Annotated in this window: 10 protein-coding genes; 2 read left to right on the forward strand and 8 right to left on the reverse strand. The window is 57.7% G+C overall.

Features of this window, described 5'->3' with window-relative positions; translation table 11 throughout:
• Positions 1-89: 89 nt before the first annotated feature.
• Complete coding sequence (locus EL26_RS09400; RefSeq protein ID WP_038087287.1) at positions 90-6,665, reverse strand: non-ribosomal peptide synthetase; 6,576 nt, start codon at positions 6,663-6,665, stop codon at positions 90-92.
• A gap of 344 nt (positions 6,666-7,009) precedes the next feature.
• On the opposite strand from EL26_RS09400, the gene EL26_RS09405 reads away from it, so the two are divergent.
• Positions 7,010-8,473 (forward strand): methyl-accepting chemotaxis protein, encoded by a 1,464-nt coding sequence (locus tag EL26_RS09405; RefSeq protein WP_038087290.1) that lies wholly within the window; start codon positions 7,010-7,012, stop codon positions 8,471-8,473.
• 127 nt (positions 8,474-8,600) lie between these two features.
• On the opposite strand, the gene kynU is transcribed toward EL26_RS09405, so the two are convergent.
• Together kynU and EL26_RS09415 are read right to left on the reverse strand one after the other, a co-directional pair.
• The gene (kynU, locus tag EL26_RS09410; RefSeq protein ID WP_038087293.1) at positions 8,601-9,881 is read right to left on the reverse strand and encodes a kynureninase; all 1,281 of its coding nucleotides are present in this window, start codon (positions 9,879-9,881) and stop codon (positions 8,601-8,603) included.
• A gap of 14 nt (positions 9,882-9,895) precedes the next feature.
• Entirely contained in the window at positions 9,896-11,170 is a 1,275-nt protein-coding gene (locus tag EL26_RS09415) for a glycosyltransferase family 4 protein (RefSeq protein ID WP_161780699.1), read from the reverse strand.
• A gap of 155 nt (positions 11,171-11,325) precedes the next feature.
• On the opposite strand from EL26_RS09415, the gene EL26_RS09420 reads away from it, so the two are divergent.
• Complete coding sequence (locus EL26_RS09420; protein ID WP_038087295.1) at positions 11,326-12,054, forward strand: hypothetical protein; 729 nt, start codon at positions 11,326-11,328, stop codon at positions 12,052-12,054.
• Between the two features lie 94 nt (positions 12,055-12,148).
• On the opposite strand, the gene EL26_RS25465 is transcribed toward EL26_RS09420, so the two are convergent.
• The 5 genes from EL26_RS25465 to EL26_RS09440 all read right to left on the reverse strand — a co-directional run.
• Positions 12,149-12,325 carry a hypothetical protein gene (locus EL26_RS25465; RefSeq protein WP_161780700.1) on the reverse strand — a complete coding sequence of 59 codons (177 nt, stop codon included), beginning with the start codon at positions 12,323-12,325 and terminating at the stop codon, positions 12,149-12,151.
• The gene (locus tag EL26_RS09425; RefSeq protein ID WP_052036191.1) at positions 12,322-12,930 is read right to left on the reverse strand and encodes a hypothetical protein; all 609 of its coding nucleotides are present in this window, start codon (positions 12,928-12,930) and stop codon (positions 12,322-12,324) included. Before EL26_RS09425 ends, EL26_RS25465 begins: the two co-directional genes overlap by 4 nt.
• 168 nt (positions 12,931-13,098) lie before the next feature.
• Entirely contained in the window at positions 13,099-13,887 is a 789-nt protein-coding gene (locus tag EL26_RS09430; RefSeq protein WP_238546087.1) for a dimethylarginine dimethylaminohydrolase family protein, read from the reverse strand.
• A gap of 85 nt (positions 13,888-13,972) precedes the next feature.
• Positions 13,973-15,214 carry an MFS transporter gene (locus EL26_RS09435; RefSeq protein ID WP_038087297.1) on the reverse strand — a complete coding sequence of 414 codons (1,242 nt, stop codon included), beginning with the start codon at positions 15,212-15,214 and terminating at the stop codon, positions 13,973-13,975.
• 102 nt (positions 15,215-15,316) lie between these two features.
• A partial coding sequence (locus EL26_RS09440) for a thioesterase domain-containing protein (RefSeq protein WP_152559223.1) occupies positions 15,317-16,461 on the reverse strand: 1,145 nt, incomplete at its 5' end.

Genomic DNA, 16,461 nt, shown 5'->3' on the forward strand with positions numbered 1-16,461 from the left:
TCTCTTTCCCCTCACCCTCAGCAAACAGTCGTAGCCATTATAACACCTCCTTTACACGAATCACACAAAGATTTTCCGATTCTTAAAAGTTACATGTTGCCAACTCCATCCGACGTCGTTCCGCCTGCGGTCAAGACGTGCGAGATGAAGCGCGACTCGTTGCGCTTGTCTTCGCCCGCGAGCGCGTCGTAGTGGTGGTACTGCGGGAAATAGCCGATGGCGATGGCGTACTTGACCATGTGGAAAAGCAAGAGCGGATCGGGCTTGGCACAGCGAATTTGGCTCCCTTGCAGCAAGAGCTGCGTCTCGATGCAGGAGAATTTCACGGTGGTTTCCCGCGTGCCGTCGCCTTCCATCTGCGCGATGATCAACTGCAGGGTTTCATTCTGCGTGGACGATTCGCGGAACAGGAAGTCTTGGTACGCCTGCGGGTGCAAGAGCTGAATGTGGTAGCCAAACGATTGTAAAAGCTGAATCATCGACGTGTGCGACGTCTGTTCCCAGTTGCACAAGTGAATCGCCCGCCCGACCGTCTCCCGGCGACCCGCCAAGTGCACCAACGCCGACGCTGCGTAGTCAACCGGCGTCAAGTCAATAAACGAGCGCACGTCGGGTGCCGCTTTGAGGGTCAACATCGCCCGAATCATCCGGTAGAACGCGTTGGAGTCGATGTTGCGCTGGAATTTCCCCGTCTTGCTGTGCCCGATCAAGTTGCCCGCGCGGTACACCGTGCACGGGATGCCCTCTTCGCAGGCTTCGCGCACCAATTCTTCGGCGCGCGTCTTCGACGCGACGTAGACGTTTTCCAGCAATGCTTGTCCGTACTCGTCGTCCGGCGAGGCTTCGAGCACCGTCATCGTGGAGACGTGGTGGAAGCGCACGCCAGGGCGGCGGCGGGCGATCTCCAGCAGTTGACGCGTGCCTTCGACGTTGATTTGGTCAAAGTGCTCCGCATCGCCGTAGTGGCGAACGTCGGCGGCGGAGTGGATGATCGCGTCGACATGTTCCTCGATATAGGCGGCGTTTTCCGGCGAGAGGCCGAGGCGTTCCGCGCCTAAGTCGCCTGCAAAGACGGTGACGCGCGGAGACATTCTCTCCGCCGTTTCGTCTCCAAAGTAGAAGCGCAAGATCTCTTCCAGACGCTCTTCCCCTGTCACATCGTCCGAAGGACGCACGAGGCAGACGATGTGGGCGTCTGTTTTTTCATAAAGTTCGTGCAAGATGTGCGCGCCGAGGTAGCCGGTTGCGCCGGTCAGCAGGACGGTGCCGATGAACTCCTTCACCGGAGCGTTCGCAGGGAAGTTCGCGAAGCTTTTCTCTTCGTTCAAGATGCGGGTTTTGGCGCGTTCGCTTCGTCCGAAGCGGCGCTTCCCTCCTTGCTCGCGAAGGGCACGGTCCATGTCGGCGACGGTGGGGTACTGGAAGAAATCCTGCACGCGCAGAGCCGGGAAGTGCGGTTTGAGCAAGACGAGCACTTTCAAGATCTTCAGCGAGTGACCGCCCATCTCGAAGAAATCGTCGTGGATGCCGACGCGCTCCACTTCCAACACTTCGCTCCAGGCGTCGGCGAGGAGTTGCTGTTCGGGATTCTCGGGCGCGGCGTAAGGACGTTGCTCCGCCTGCACGCAGGTCTTGATCGTCGCCAACGCTTTGCGGTCCATCTTGCCGCTCGGCGTCAACGGCATCTCCGTGAGATGCGTAAGGCCTTCCGGGATCATGAAATCGGGCAGTCGGTTTCGTAAAAAAGTACGGATGTCGTCCGGCTCCATCGCCTCTCCGTCGGTCGTCGTGTAAAAGGCGAACAAGCGCTTCGTTCCGTCGTCGTCCGCTTTGGCGATCACGGCGACTTCCTGCACGTTCGGCTGCTTGGCGAACGCGTCCTCAATCTCGCCGATCTCGATGCGGAAGCCGCGCACTTTGACTTGAGCGTCCTTGCGCCCCAAGTATTCAATCGTGCCGTCCGGCAGCAGTTTGCAGATGTCGCCGGAGCGGTAGAGGCGGGCTCCCGGCTCGTCGGAGAACGGATGCGGGATGAACACCTCGGCGGTTTTTTCCGGTTGGTTCAAGTATTCACGCGCCAGAGCCACGCCGCCGATGCACAGTTCGCCCGGCACGTTGACGGGGCAGAGTTGCATCGACTCGTTGACGATGTAGGTTTCGTAGTTCGACAGCGGAGAACCGATTTGAATGTTTGCGCGGTCTTCCGGGACCGGCTCGGTCACGGCGTGGAACGTCGAGAACACCGTCACTTCCGTCGGGCCGTAGCCGTTGCCGATCACGATGTCCAAGCCGAAGCGTCGTTGCCAGAGGCGCACGATCTCCCCTGTCAGCGCTTCCCCTGCCGAGTTGATCTGGCGCAGCGAGCGCAACTTGTGCATGTCTTCGTCGCGCAGGTAGGTCGCCAAGTTCTTGAAGAAGACCGTCGGCAAGATCATGAGCATCGTGCCTTGCACGCGCTCGACGGCATCGGAGAACTCTTCGATCGACAGGCGCTGCGACTTGGAGAGCATGTGCAGGCGCGCTCCAAAGAACAGCGGGCAGAACGTTTCCAACACCGAAGCGTCGAAGCTGTACGACGCGAATTCGAGGCAAACGTCTCGCTCTGTAACGCGGTGCGAGTCTCTCCCCCAGAAACAGAGGTTGACGACACCGCGATGCTCGATCAGCGCGCCCTTGGGGCGGCCCGTGGAGCCGGACGTGTAGATGACGTAGGCGAGGTCGTTCGGCGTGACGATGACATCAGGATTCTGAACAGGTTGTCCGTCCGGATCGGTTTGGACGTTGTACACGGCAGGAACGGTATCAGCTCCCGCGAAGATCTCCGTCACTTTTTCCAGAGATTCGGAGGTCGTCAAGACGAACCTTGCCGAACAATCCTCAAGAACGTAGCGGTTGCGGTCCACCGGGTAGTCGGGGTCGATCGGGACATAAGCGCCGCCCGCTTTGATGACGCCGAGCGCGGAAATGACCGTCGAAGGGCTGCGTTCCATAAACAGGGCGACGAACTCGCCTTTTTGCAAGCCGTTGGCGCGCAAGAGGTGCGCCACTTGGTTGGAGCGTTCATTCAGTTCTCTGTAGGTGTAGTGCTCGTCGTCGGAAGTAAGCGCGAGGTTGGCGGCGTACTGCTCGGCCGCTTCATAGAACATGATGTCGAGGGTCTTGTCGGCGGGGAACCAGCTCTTGACGTCGTTCAGGCGTTGGTAGACTTCACGGTCTTGCGCGGCGAGGATGTCGACTTTGCGCACGGGTGCCTGAGCGTCGTCTGTGATCGTGCGCAAGATCGTCTCAAACTGCCCGAGGAAACGGCGCACGGTTGCGGGTGTGAACAGCGTGGTGTTGTACTCGATGTCGAGATGCAGGTGGTCGTCTTTCAACAGGGCAATCCAGGTCAGGTCGGAGATCGAGGTGATCTTGCGGCTGTCCATCAGTTCGAGTTCGAGGCCGTCCAATTTGGCCGTCGGCGGAATGAGGAAGTTAAACAGCGTGGAGTAGAGAGCCGGACGGCTGGGGTCGCGGTCGAGGTTGAGTTTTTCGGTCAGCAAGTCGAACGGGTACGCTTGGTTCTCCATCGCTTCGAGCAAGCGGACGCGCACTTGGTTCAACAGGTCTTGGTACGTGGTGACGCCCGCCATCTTGACCCGAATCGGCAGGGTGTTGACGAAATAGCCGATCAAGTTTTGCAGTTCGGGCTCTGTGCGGCCGTTGAACGGCGTGCCGACGAGCAGGTCTTCCTCGTGCGTCACCCGGTGCAGCCAGACGAAGTACGCCGCGAGCAACACCATATACAGCGACGTATTGGTTTGCTCCGCGAGGTTCTTCAACGCTTGCGTCAATTCGGGAGTCAGCGGGTGGTTCACGACGGAGCCCTCTTCGCTTTGGCGCGGCGGTCTCGGGAAATCGGTCGGCAGTTCCAACACCGGGAGCGGCTTGGCAAGGGAGTTCAACCAATAGTCTTCCATGCGCCCAAAGTGCGGGGTGTCCGTCTGCTGCTGTTGCCATTCTGCAAAATCGGCGTACTGGACTTCGACCGGCGGCAAGAAATAGGGCTGGTCGACCGCCTTGGCGGAGTAGATCGTGGAGAGTTCGCGAAACAGGACATCGATGGAGAGCCCGTCGATCAAAATGTGGTGCGTGACGATGTAAAAACGGAACTCCGCCTCGCCGATCTGGAACAGCTTGAAGCGGAACAGCGGCTCTTGGGTCAAATCAAACGGCGTGCTGAGGTCTTCGTGCAACGCTTCTTCGACGACGTTCTGCACCTGTTGCTCCGTCATGTCGACCGCGTCGAACATCGGAAGCTCGAACGTCACTTCGTCGAGGATCAACTGCTTCGGTCGTCCTCCCCGCTCCACGAACACGGTGCGCAAAATGGCATGGCGTTCGATGATTTCTCGAAGGGCGAGACCCAAAGTCAGCACGTCGAGACGCCCGGTGAGCTTCAGGAGATAGTGTTCGTTGTACGCCACGGAGTTTGGCGTCATCTGCTGGATGAACCAGAGACCGCGTTGACCGTGCGAGAGTTCGTACTCAGCGGGCGAACCGTCTGCACGCAGGCGAAGCGTGAACTCGTGGATCGACTCGCGGGATTCGTTGCGTTCGCGGACCTCGCTGCCCACGTTGCCCTCGTGTGACGGGGGCGTTTTTACCGGAAGCGTTTCCAGATACGCGGCGAGGCTTTCGATGGTCGGGCATTCAAACAGCTTGGAGAGCTCCACGCCTTGCAGCCCGTGCGCCTCTTCCAGTTCGCGCAACAGCTGCATCGCTTTCAGCGAGTTGCCGCCCAACGCCATAAAGTGGTCGTTCACGGAGATGACCGACCCCGGCAGGTGGCCGAGAACGCGCGTCCAGAGCTTGTGCAGAGTCTTCTCCATCGCCGTGCGCGGCATGATCAAGTCGTTGCGCGTGCTGGATTTCTCCAACAGTTGCAGTCGGATGTCGTCGAGCAGGTCGTCAAACTCTCCGTTTTGCAAGCGGGCGCGCAAGTTGTAGCGCTCCAATTTCCCCGACGTGGTCTTGGGAATCGCCTGCACCGGGATTACGCCTGCGATCTCGAAGCCGAGTTCCACGTTGATCGTGGTCTTCAGATCCTGCGCCAACTTCAAGAATTGATCATTGATCCGCTTATGCTTGAGGAATAGATATACTTCTTCACGACCGCTCTCCTGATTCGTCAACCCGACGGCGACGACCGTCTGGTTCTGCAGGTCGAATTCGCGAATCACCAACTCCTCCACGTCATGGGCGTAGAAGTTTTGGCCGTTGATGAACAGGACGTCCTTGTTCCGCCCGGTCACGACCAAACGGCCGTTCATGAGAAACCCGAGGTCGCCGGTGCGCAACCAGCCGTCGCAGAACAGTTTGGCGTTCGCTTCCGGATTGCGGTAATACCCGCGAGTGACGTTCGGCCCTTTGATTTGAATATGGCCGACACGGGATTCGGGCAACACTTGGTCGCGGTCGTCGACGATGCGCAACTCCATGCCCGGCAACGGAATCCCTTCGTCCGCCATCTCCAGGTACGGCGTCTCCAGGTCGGTCACCGGAACGACGAGACCCTCGCGGTTGAAGCGTTTCTGGTCGATGCGATGGAACAGATCGTTTTTCATCTCGCCGATCGGTGCCACCGCCACCCCGACACAAGCCTCCGCCATTCCGTATGTGTAAAAAACGACCCCTTTCCGCAGCCCCGCCTCGGCAAACTTCTCTTCGAAGCGGCGCGTGACCGGCACCGAAATCGGTTCGGCGCCGTTGATCATCGCTTTGAGCGACGACAAGTCGATGCCGGTCAAGTCGTTGATTTTGGTGGTCATCCATTCCAAGCCAAAATTCGGCGAGCCGGTGATGGTGCCCTCGTGCTCGGTGATTTTTTTCAAAAGCAACTCCGGGCGGCGCAAGAACGTCTCGTGCGACATCTTGACCTGTTTGCTGCCGTTGAACAGCGAAAACAGATGGAGACCGATCAGGCCCATGTCGTGGTAGAGCGGCATCCAGTTCACGATGACGGAGTGCTCGTTGTACCCGTAGCTGACGGAGCCGCTGCCGCAGTTGTACATGAGGTTGCCGTGGGTCAACTCCACGCCCTTGGCGTCCCCTGTACTGCCGGAGGAGAATTGCAGAAACGCGAGGTCTTCCGGCCGGCTGGGATGATGTTCCCGGTCCGGCTCGTGCTCCACCAGCTCTTCGGCCGTCCCCACCCGCAGTCCGGCGTACAGCGGATGCTCTTGGAGCTGCACGTATTTCGGCTCGATGAATCCGTCACAAACCAACAACGGCTCGTCCAGCAGTTTCCACACATTCTTGGTCTTGCGCATCTGGTTGGACTCCGGATCAAACGAAGCCGGCGTATGCATCGGCGCAACGTGGAAACCGCCGAGGATACAGCCCCAAAACACCGACAAAAACAGTTGCGAGTCCTGCACTTCCAAAATCACTTTGTCACCCGGCTGCAAGCCTCTCGCGCGAAGGGCTCCCAACACCCGTTCTGCCGACTCCAAAAGATCGGCGTACGACTGGTAGTGTTCCGACCCGTCTGCTTTGACGTGCACGATGCCGCGTCCGCGCGCCACCGCCCGTTTCAGCGCTTCGGGCAATGTTTGCGGATGGGTCTCCCACCCCGCGTAGTCCCGGCCACGACTGACTGCGTACATTTGTTGCAAGTTGCTCATCTCGCGGATCACCTCATCTCATGACGAAAATGGTTTGCTCCTATCTTACAGCAGAAATTTAATTTAATCTATCGTAATATCAAGTGTGCCTTGATTTTATAATCTCTATAATTACAAAGAGAAGAGAACTACATTCTCTTTCGCCTAAAAAAAGTCTGATTTAGAATGATTTTATGCAGGAATTACCATTCGAATCATGAAACTAGTAAATATAAGAGATTGCCCATTCATAATAACCGAAATTCAAACAACAACAAGGGGTGATTTAGCTACATTTCAGATTCGCATGACAAACACTTATCTCCGTAGTACGATATGAAAAAGTAAAGCGAGGTGAACACTTCATGCAAACCAACAACCAGATCAACCAACAAACGAACAAATATTTGATGATCGGCATGTGGGCTGCCATCGTGCTGGCCACGGCCGCTGCACAAAACCCTTTCATAATGACCATGGACGCCGTTGGCGGAGGTTTATTGGGTGCGTTTCTCACATTCTTGATTTTGAAGAAGATCTGGATCCGACAAACCCCGTACATCTACATCGGAGCATTTATGGTGTTCGATCTGATGTCTTTCATCGGAGACCATACCGCCGCTTCCTACCTGAACGTCTGCCTGAGCGTAATGCTGTTGTCTTTCTACCACAGAGCCAGCATTATTTTGATCGCCGGGATCGGCGGTGTGCTGATGGAAGCGGTGCTGGTGGTCTTCTTCCGGGATTGGTATTCCGATGTGGATATCAAAAACATTTACAACAATATCGAGATCTCCTTGCTGGCGGTCATCATCCTCGCCATCCAGACCCGCATCGGGCATCGCCTGCGTGTCGATGTCGAGCTGCAGCGCCAAGAAGCGGTCGACGCCAAGGATCGTGTGGACGTGCTGCTTGACCAGATCAAACAGTCGGTCAACACGTTGCGAGACCTGGGCGAGATCGTGACCACCAACGTGGCAGCGACCGGTCACATTTCCAAGGAAGTCACGGCCTCGTTCGGCGAGATCGCTCACGGCGTCAGCGAACAAGCGGCGAGCGTCGCCGACATCAACGAATCGATGCAAGTGGTCAACCGTTCCGTACAAACCGTTTCGGAGCGCTCCACGACGATGCGCGACCTCTCGCAATCGACGGTCGCTGTGACCGTGGAGGGCAACCGCCAGATTTCCTACGCGGCGACGGAGATGGAGGAAGTCTCGACGATCATCTCGAAATCGGTCGCGCTGATGGCGGAACTGACCGACCAGACGCAGCAGATCGGCACGATCCTCACCACGATCACGGAAATTTCTTCGCAGACCAACTTGCTGGCTCTGAACGCCGCGATCGAAGCGGCGCGCGCCGGCGAGCACGGGCGCGGGTTTGCCGTCGTCTCGGACGAAGTGCGCAAGCTGGCGGAACGCTCGCAGCACTCCACACAGGAAATCGCCTCGATCTTGGGCGAAATTCAAGACAAGACCTTCCAAGTCACCGCCATCGTCAACGAAGGCCAGCAAAAAATGCTCTCCTCCAAAAAAGCCACTCAACAAGCCGAGCAGATTTTTGAGCACATCATGTCGAACACCGACCATGTCGTGCGCCAAGCGAGCGACGTGCAGACGATGGTGCAAAACCTGATTGCGTCGGCGAACGTGACCATCGACGAAGTGACGTCGATCTCCGCCGTCACCGAACAGACCAGTGCGGCTGTCCAAGAAGTCCTCACCTCCGTTGAAGAGCAGTACAGCCGAATTGAAGAGGTGGTGGATTCGTTCCAGAACCTCGAGAATTTGATCTCCCAGCTCTCCGCCCTCACCAAGGAAGACTAACTCCTCGCTTCCAAGAACCCAACACCCAGACCAAACGGCATGAAAAAAGCCCCTCCGCAAAACGGGGGCGCGGACGAATAACGAAAAGCCCCTCAGCCATTTGGCCGCGGGGCTTTTTTGATCAGGCTTACGCGACGACGTTGCGCCCGGTTTCGAACGCTTCGTACTCGCGGTTTTCGATGATCTCGCGCAGCGCTTGCGCGGTTCGCCACACTTCCTCGTACGACGTGTACAGGGCGATCGGTGCCAAGCGGATCACGTTCGGGGAGCGGTAGTCCGGGATGATGCGGCGAGCTTTCAGCGCTTTGCAGATGCGCACCGCCTCTTCGTGCTCCAGCGAAACGTGCCCGCCTCGGCGGTCGTCTTCGCGCGGGTTGCCGATCCGGTATCCAAGCGACTCCGGCATCGCGTCGATCAGGCCCATCAGGTACTCCGTCTGGTGCAGGGACTTGGCGCGCAGACGCTCCATCCCCGCCTCCGCAAAGATTTGCAGCGAGCCGAGCAACGGTGCCGAGCTCAACAAGTGCGTCGTGCCGATCTGCCAAGCACCCGCCGTGCCGGCCGGTTCAAACTCGTGCACCATGTCGAATTGGCGGTCCTTGTTGTAGCCGAACCATCCGCTGAGGCCAGGACGGGTGCCGAAGTGCCGCTCGTTGACGTAGAGCCCGCCGACGGAGCCCGGCCCTGCGTTCAGATACTTATAGTTGCACCAGAACGCAAAGTCGGTACCCCATTCGGAAAAACGATGCGGTACGGAGCCGATCGAGTGACAGCAATCAAAGCCGATCACGATCCCGCGCCGGTGCGCTTCCTTCGTCAGCCGCTCCATGTCGAGCAGTTGCCCGGAGCGGTACAGCACGGCCGGAAGCAAGATCAGCGCGATCTCGTCGGTCATCGTCGCAATGATGTCGTCCTCGTCAATCGTGCGCCCGTCGCGGCTTTTCACTTGCACCAAGTGCTCCTCCGGGTTCAAGCCCTTCAGCAACACTTGGCTTTGCAGCGCGTAGATGTCGGACGGAAAGTTCAACTCGTCCGCCAAGATCTTCGTGCGCTTGCCTTCGGGGCGGTAAAACGTCGCGACGAGTTGATGCAAGTTGACGGTGGTGGAGCCGGTGACGATCACTTCCTCCGGCTTCCCTCCGACCAAGTCGGCTTCGCGTTTGCCCAGTTCTTCCGCCAGATAGAACCACGGCGGCGACGCATCCGTCCACCCGTCGATGCCAAGGGTCTTCCACTCTTCCAACGCTTTCAACACCGCCTGCTCCGCGTCGCGCGAGCACAGGCCCAACGAGTTGCCGTCCATGTAGATCGTGTCCGGCAACAGATAAAACCGCTCGCGAAACGCGGCCAGCGCGTCTTCCCGGTCGAGCTGTCGGGCTTCCTCTAAAGTCCAGTTCCATTCTGCCATTCCTGTTCGGCCTCCTAACGATTTCCGCTCTCTTCGATCGCCTGTTCACACAGCGCGACCAACTCTCCCACCACATGCTCCGACGAGAACCGCTCGACGGGGTTCGCCTTGGCGCGGGCTTGCTGCTCGTCCAGACGGCCCAGATAGAGCTCCAGCGCGTCGGCGATGCCGTCCACGTCGTCCGGATGGTGCACATGCCAGCCGGACTCTTGCAGCAAGCGCCCCGCCGTGCCCTTGGTCGAGGTGATCCCGAGCACCGGACGCCGCGCGCCCAAGTAGTCGATCAGCTTCGAACTCAAAAACAAATTCACATCGCTCGGCGCATCGACCAACAGCAGAATGTCGGTCTCCGCCATCAATTCCAAGCTCTTGCGGTACGGCACTTGGCCGACGCGCTGCACCGTCATGCCGAGCGTCCGTTCCGCCTCTTCAAGCAGCGGGTGGAACGTGCGCTCGACGTTGCCGACCACTTGCAATTCCAAGCCTTGCAGCAGTTCGGGACGGCGTTCCTTCAGCACGCGCAAGCCTTTCACCAGCGGCTCCGGGCTGCGCAGTCCGTAGAAATCGCCGATGTAGGCGAGGCGGACTTTGTTCCGGGCGGGGGCGGGTGACAGTTGCGTTTTTGCCAGTTCAGCGGTTTCGTCGCTTCCTATGTACAGCTCCGGATCGTAGTGATGCGGCAAGACGATAGATTTGCCCGCCACGTCGACCCCTGGATGAGCCTGTGCGTACAACTCCAACATCTCTTGGGTGGGGAACACCAACTTGTCGGCGAGCTCCACCACTTCGCGCTCCCGCGCTTCAATCGCCTGCTTCTTGCGCCCGCTGTACGGGTGGTAGGGATTGTGCGCCCACGGGTCGCTGAACTGAGCGATCCACGGCAGGTTGAATTTCTTCTTGGCAAAAAGCGCTGCCAAGTGGCTGGAGCCCGGTTGCGAGCGGGAGTACAGCACGTCGAACTCGCCCGGCTTCACCATCATGTTCAGCATCGTCTCGGCGGCTCGCAGCCAGATCGGGTTGTCGATCGACGACACCCGGCCGACCGTCTCGCGGTAGAGCTTGCGCAAGACGCGCGACGTCGGTTTCGGGTTGGACAAGCGCGTGACTTGCACGCCCTCCCCCATCTCCTCCACGAGAAACGGGTCGACTTTGAACTCCGCTTCCTCGCCGACCGTAACCAGATGTACGTGATACTGCCGGGAAAGAAACTTCAACGTCTTGGCCACCAAAATCGACTCCGCGTTCAACTGCGGAGGCGCGTAGTAGGAAATCATCAGCATCTTCTTCATCAACGGGTCCACCATTCTCTTCTGTGTCTGTGTCGTTCTGGTTCCTCTTCCTCCCATCTTACCCTATCCGCCGCACATGAGGAAAGCCTCGTCCGCATATGAGTGTACAAGAGTGTCCCCAGAAGGGTTTTCAAGGAAGAGGAGGTGCGAGTCTCATGATGCGAACGATGATGGAGCAGCATCCGATCTCCACGCGAATCGTTCTCTATGTGGTGATCGTGTTGATCGCCTGCTTGTTCATCCCGTCGGGCGCGATGGCGCACAAACCGATTTTTACCGAGCGGGCGTCGGGCGGGTATGAGCAAGCGTTCCCGATCCCCGACGCGACCACTTCGTACGCGATGTACGGCGCTCTCACGTCGCCCCGTCAAGTCGATGTGTACAAAGTGACGGTGACGGAGGAAACCCCGTTTTACGCGCGGATTTCCGTTCCGAAAAAACCGGGCGCTGCCGCCTTCACGCCTGCGTTCGTCCTGTTTGGCCCGGGCTTGCCGAAATCGAACGAGCCGCCGAACTATCCGCTGACGACGCCGGAGGGGCTTGGCAAGGCGATTTTTCTGTACGAGGGTGAGCAAGATGAGTTTTTTGAACCGTTTACGCAGACGACGCTGTTGCAGCGGCAGTATGTGTCGCGGAAGTTGGAACCCGGCACCTACTATCTGGCGGTGTACGAGCCGAACCAAAGACTCGGCAAGTACGTGCTCGCCACCGGCACGGAGGAGAAATTCGGGTTCCGCGATTGGCTGAACTTCCCGGCGACGTGGTTGCACGTGCGGATGTGGTACGATGCCGGACAGACCTGGGGCGTGTTGGCGCTGCTGGCGGCGGCCGCGGCGGGCTTGGTGTATTACCTGCGTACGAGAAAAAAAAGCACCCGGACTTGATTCTGCGGCTACCTCTCCCAAGGACAGACGGAACAAGCCTCCCTCCTGTACATGCAGGAGGGGGGCTTGTTTTGGTACGAATGACGGACGAATGTTACGTGCGGTCGCAGATCGGACATTTTCCTCTGCGAAGCGTGGTCTCGCGCAATTCAATCGTGGCGAGAGCGCGCCCGTGGTCGAGACCGTCTTGGTAGCCCAGACGGCGGCCGACGGTGAAACCGATCAAGATGCACAGCAGGAGTAGGAGGATTCCGAGGAGACCCCACGTCAATTCTTCACCCTCCTCTCCCGCCACTTGACGCCGCCAAGCAGCGCGACCGCCAGATGGACGATCGGAATCGCCACGATAACCTCCGCTGTGCGCAGCGGAGCCAGCAAAATGGAAGCCAACGCGCTGATGAACAGCAAAAGCGTCGCTTCGACGACACCGATGCGAATGGCCCAATTCGTTTGCCCGGATCGGCTGTCGTGCTGAACATCCATCAGGTCGTCGAGCAGTTGGATCATGAACATGACGAACACGGCCCACGCGGTCATCTGCGGCCCGCTCAGCCAGAGTGCCAGCGCGAGTGCCACAATTGATTCAAGCCATCCCGGCAACTTGGTTGGCATTTTTTCCGTGAGATCATGCCCCATGCCGATGGCATACGAGGCAAGAAACAGCGCCAGCGCCACTTGCGGCACAAGCGACACCGCAACTCCGAACAAGACGAGACCATACGGCAAACAAGCGCGTCCGAGGCGGACGGACAGCGTGTGGCGTCCCACGCTTCGGTCAAACTCCACGTCGAGGTAATCGTCCATCAATTTGATGGTGAATCCCGTCAAGACCATGCCGCCGATCTCGATGAAGAGGTCCCCCCAGACGTTCCACATGTTCTTTCACCTCCCAAGACTCTTGCAGATGCCGGCAAGGGATGAAGAGGAAGTCGTTACTCCTTAGCCTATGCCCTCTTGTTCTGGATCGTGTCTTTTGTCCCGATGTAGAAAAAGGGCCGGAGCCCAGGTGTCAATCTTCCAGGGCTCCGGCCTTTTCCGTGCGGCTCAATTTTGGTCTTGCCGTTGCAGCGGCAAGGTGATGCAGCGGAACGAACCGCCTGATTTGATGATCTCCGACAGGTCGATCTCATGCACGATCAGACCTGCTTGGCGCATCGCCTGATTCGTGACCCGATTGTGCGGCAGGCTGATCACGTGCCCCGCACCAACAGAGAGCACATTGGTAGCCAACGTGAATTGCTCCTCTTCCGGCACCTCGATCAAGCGGTAGCGTTTTTCCAACAACCGCAGGCTTTCCGCGTCAAAAGCGTCCTTGAAGATCAAAGCTTCATCGGGTGAAAGCAAATTAAACACGCAGTCCAAGTGCAGATAGATTTCTTGAAACGGCAATGCGATGACTTCACGATGCGGGAAAAGTTTCCTGAACTCTTCTACAACTTCAAGACTTGTGCGGTTCCCAACGCCCACCCAGATCGTGTTCCGGTCGATCACGATGTCCCCGCCTTCGAAGAAGTTCAAGGTGCGCACAGACTGGATGCGGTTTCGGTGCAACCAATCCTGAAAGACCTGTTCTTCCGTTTGGCGGATGCTGCAACGCAGAGCAGCTCTCACCAATTGGTTGTCAATCACCACGCCGATGTCGCGCGTAAATACTTGTTCCGGAAGCAGCGGGTCTTCCGGTATCAGTTCAACTCGAATTCCGCGTTGCGTCAAAAATTCGACGACGGTATTGAATTGGCTGACAGAACGATCGATGTCGATGTTGACTTCGACGTAGTGTTTTTGGATTTCATTGATCACTTCTTCGATCTGCATGTAGGTAGGAGTGCACATCAACACACTTCGCAATGGCGCATACTCGTTGCGACACTGCAATGAAACCGCTGACACATCCAGATTCTTCAACACGCATCACCTCCTATGCCTGCTTAGGCCGTGGGTTGATAAACAGAAAGATCAACAAGGCAAGCAGTGTCAACAGACTGCCTGAGAACACAAACACCCCGCCGATCCCCCAATATCCTGCCAAGAAAGCACCGATGCCGGGGCCAAAGATCGTCGCAGCATTGAGGCTGGACGAGGATACGCTGGAAACTCGACCCATGAGATGTTGAGGAGTTTCGGTTTGCAAAATGTAGCTGTAAGGTATCGAAGCCGCTGCCCCGAAGGCACCGAATAACAGGAACACAACGGTCCACCCCACCCACGACAAGGAAAAAAGATGCCAGGTGCCAAATCCGGCAGCCGCTGACAACAACCCGGCCAGCAACGCGGTGAAGCTCATGATGCGCATGGGTGCTTTGAGCCACCCTTTCCAAATTCCGGCGAGAACCGCGCCCACGATACTGCCCAATCCCAACGCGGAAACGATTGTGCCGTATCTGGATTCTCCCAGACCCATCTCCTTGACCCAGAGCACCAACAGTCCGTCATAGAGCACGACGAGTAGCATGCCGACGGAAAGCAGGATGATCGAAGTAAACAGCATCGAATTGCTTCGAATGTGCGACAGTCCCTCACTCAGTTCTTTGAAATACTGTGCCGTTTTGTTTTGACCGGATGCCGATGAGTTCTTGGATTCGTTCGCACGAAGGATGTTCGGCAACATCGCAAGGAACACGGTCGACAACAACAACATGACAGATTCCAGCAGGAAGATATTTCGCACGCCGATGACCGGAATGAGCGCGCCGCCCAGTGCCGGTGCGACGATCTGCGAGGTGTAGAGGATGATCTGCCCAAGCGATACGGCTTCTTGCACTTGATCGGCTGGAACCAACTGGCGAATCACAGCTTGCCGCGCCGGAAAATGAATCGACGCCAAGGTGCATCGCAAGAAGACGAGCACAATCAGGATGTAAAAATTCGGGACAAAGAAGAACGCCACACTGATCAAGAGACGGAGAACCATGCAGGCGGTCATCAGGTTTCGCAACGGCAGACGGTCCACCCAGACACTGAGCAAAGGCCCGAGCACGATCATGGGCGCTCCCTGCGCAATCGCAAACGCGGCCAACATTCCGGCTCCCATTTTCCATTCATAGGCGATTAATACCATCAAAGCGGTAAAGTCGAACCAGTTGCCAAAGTTGGCAAAAACGTCGGCGAGGAACAGTTTCCGAAACGCTGGTGTTTTTAGCAGCACAACGATTGAGGACATGCATTGTCCTCCTTTCAAAAGTGGTTCCGAACTGTGCGAAGACATGCGCACAGTTCGGAGCAAGCTGTGAAGTCAAGCAGATTTTTTCTGAAACGGGTCGCGTTATTGTTCGCTGCCATTGGAAGTCAACGCACGTCGAATGCTTGCGGCCAACCGGTCGACGTTCGGCGGCTGGATGAGCGTGAAGTGGTCACCCGGCACGCTCTGCACTTCCAGGGTCGGAGCCAGTCCTCCCCAGTTCGAGTCATCTGCTTGTTGTAAATCTGCGGACCCTTCTGCCGCTTTCAACAGCGTTACGCGGCCGTTGTACGGAGCCGGAGTGTAACTTTCCATCGCCAGACGATTCGCTTTGTAGACAGCAAACAGTCGAAGAACATCTTCTTGTTGGAGCGAAGGAGGCAGTACCTTCAAATCTTGCGCCTTTTGAAGCGCACCGTAGAGGTCGTCCACCTCGACCAACTGTTCAAGTGCAGCGGCTGTTTCTTGACCAAACTGTCCCGCCAAGTCGCGGCCAAACTCCAGCAACAGCGCTTTTTCATCCAAGTTCTGGCCCGTTTGGGGGTTCGGGGCGAAACTGTCGATGAGCGTCAACATCGCGACCTCTTGTTGTTGTGCCGCCAGTTGTTGCGCCATCTCGTAGGCAACCAGCCCCCCGAACGACCATCCGCCGAGCCAGTACGGCCCTTCCGGCTGAACGGTGCGGATCTCCGCCACATAGCGGCTTGCCAATTCCACCACCGATTGCAGCGGCTCGCTTTGTCCTTCAATTCCCGGTGCTTGCAGCGCGTAGACCGGTTGATCTCCGAGGGCACGCGCCAATTCGAGGTAGCTGTGCACCGTCCCTCCGACCGCGTGCACCAGGAACAGCGGCTTGCGTTCTCCTCTGCTCAGCGGAATCAGCGTGGATGATCCCGAAGCAGCCCCCTCCTTGCGAAGGATCACGGCCATCTGTTCCACTGTGCTCTCTTGGAAGAGGGTGAGCATCGGCACGTTGACCCCGAATTCACGCTCGATCTCCGCACGCAGTCGCAACGCAAGCAGCGAGTGTCCGCCAAGTGTGAAGAAGTTGTCTTGAACGCCCAAGTTTTCAAGGCCGAGGACGTTCTCGTAGAGTCGCACCAGTTTCCCTTCCAACGCATCGCGGGCCGGGATGGAGGAGATCAAACCGCTGATGGAAGAGTCAGGCGCCGGCAGGGCACGGCGATCCACTTTGCCGTTGGGCGAAAGCGGCAGCTCGTCCAGCACCA

Origin of the sequence: Tumebacillus flagellatus, from assembly GCF_000714935.1 — a bacterium.
Lineage (GTDB): Bacteria > Bacillota > Bacilli > Tumebacillales > Tumebacillaceae > Tumebacillus > Tumebacillus flagellatus.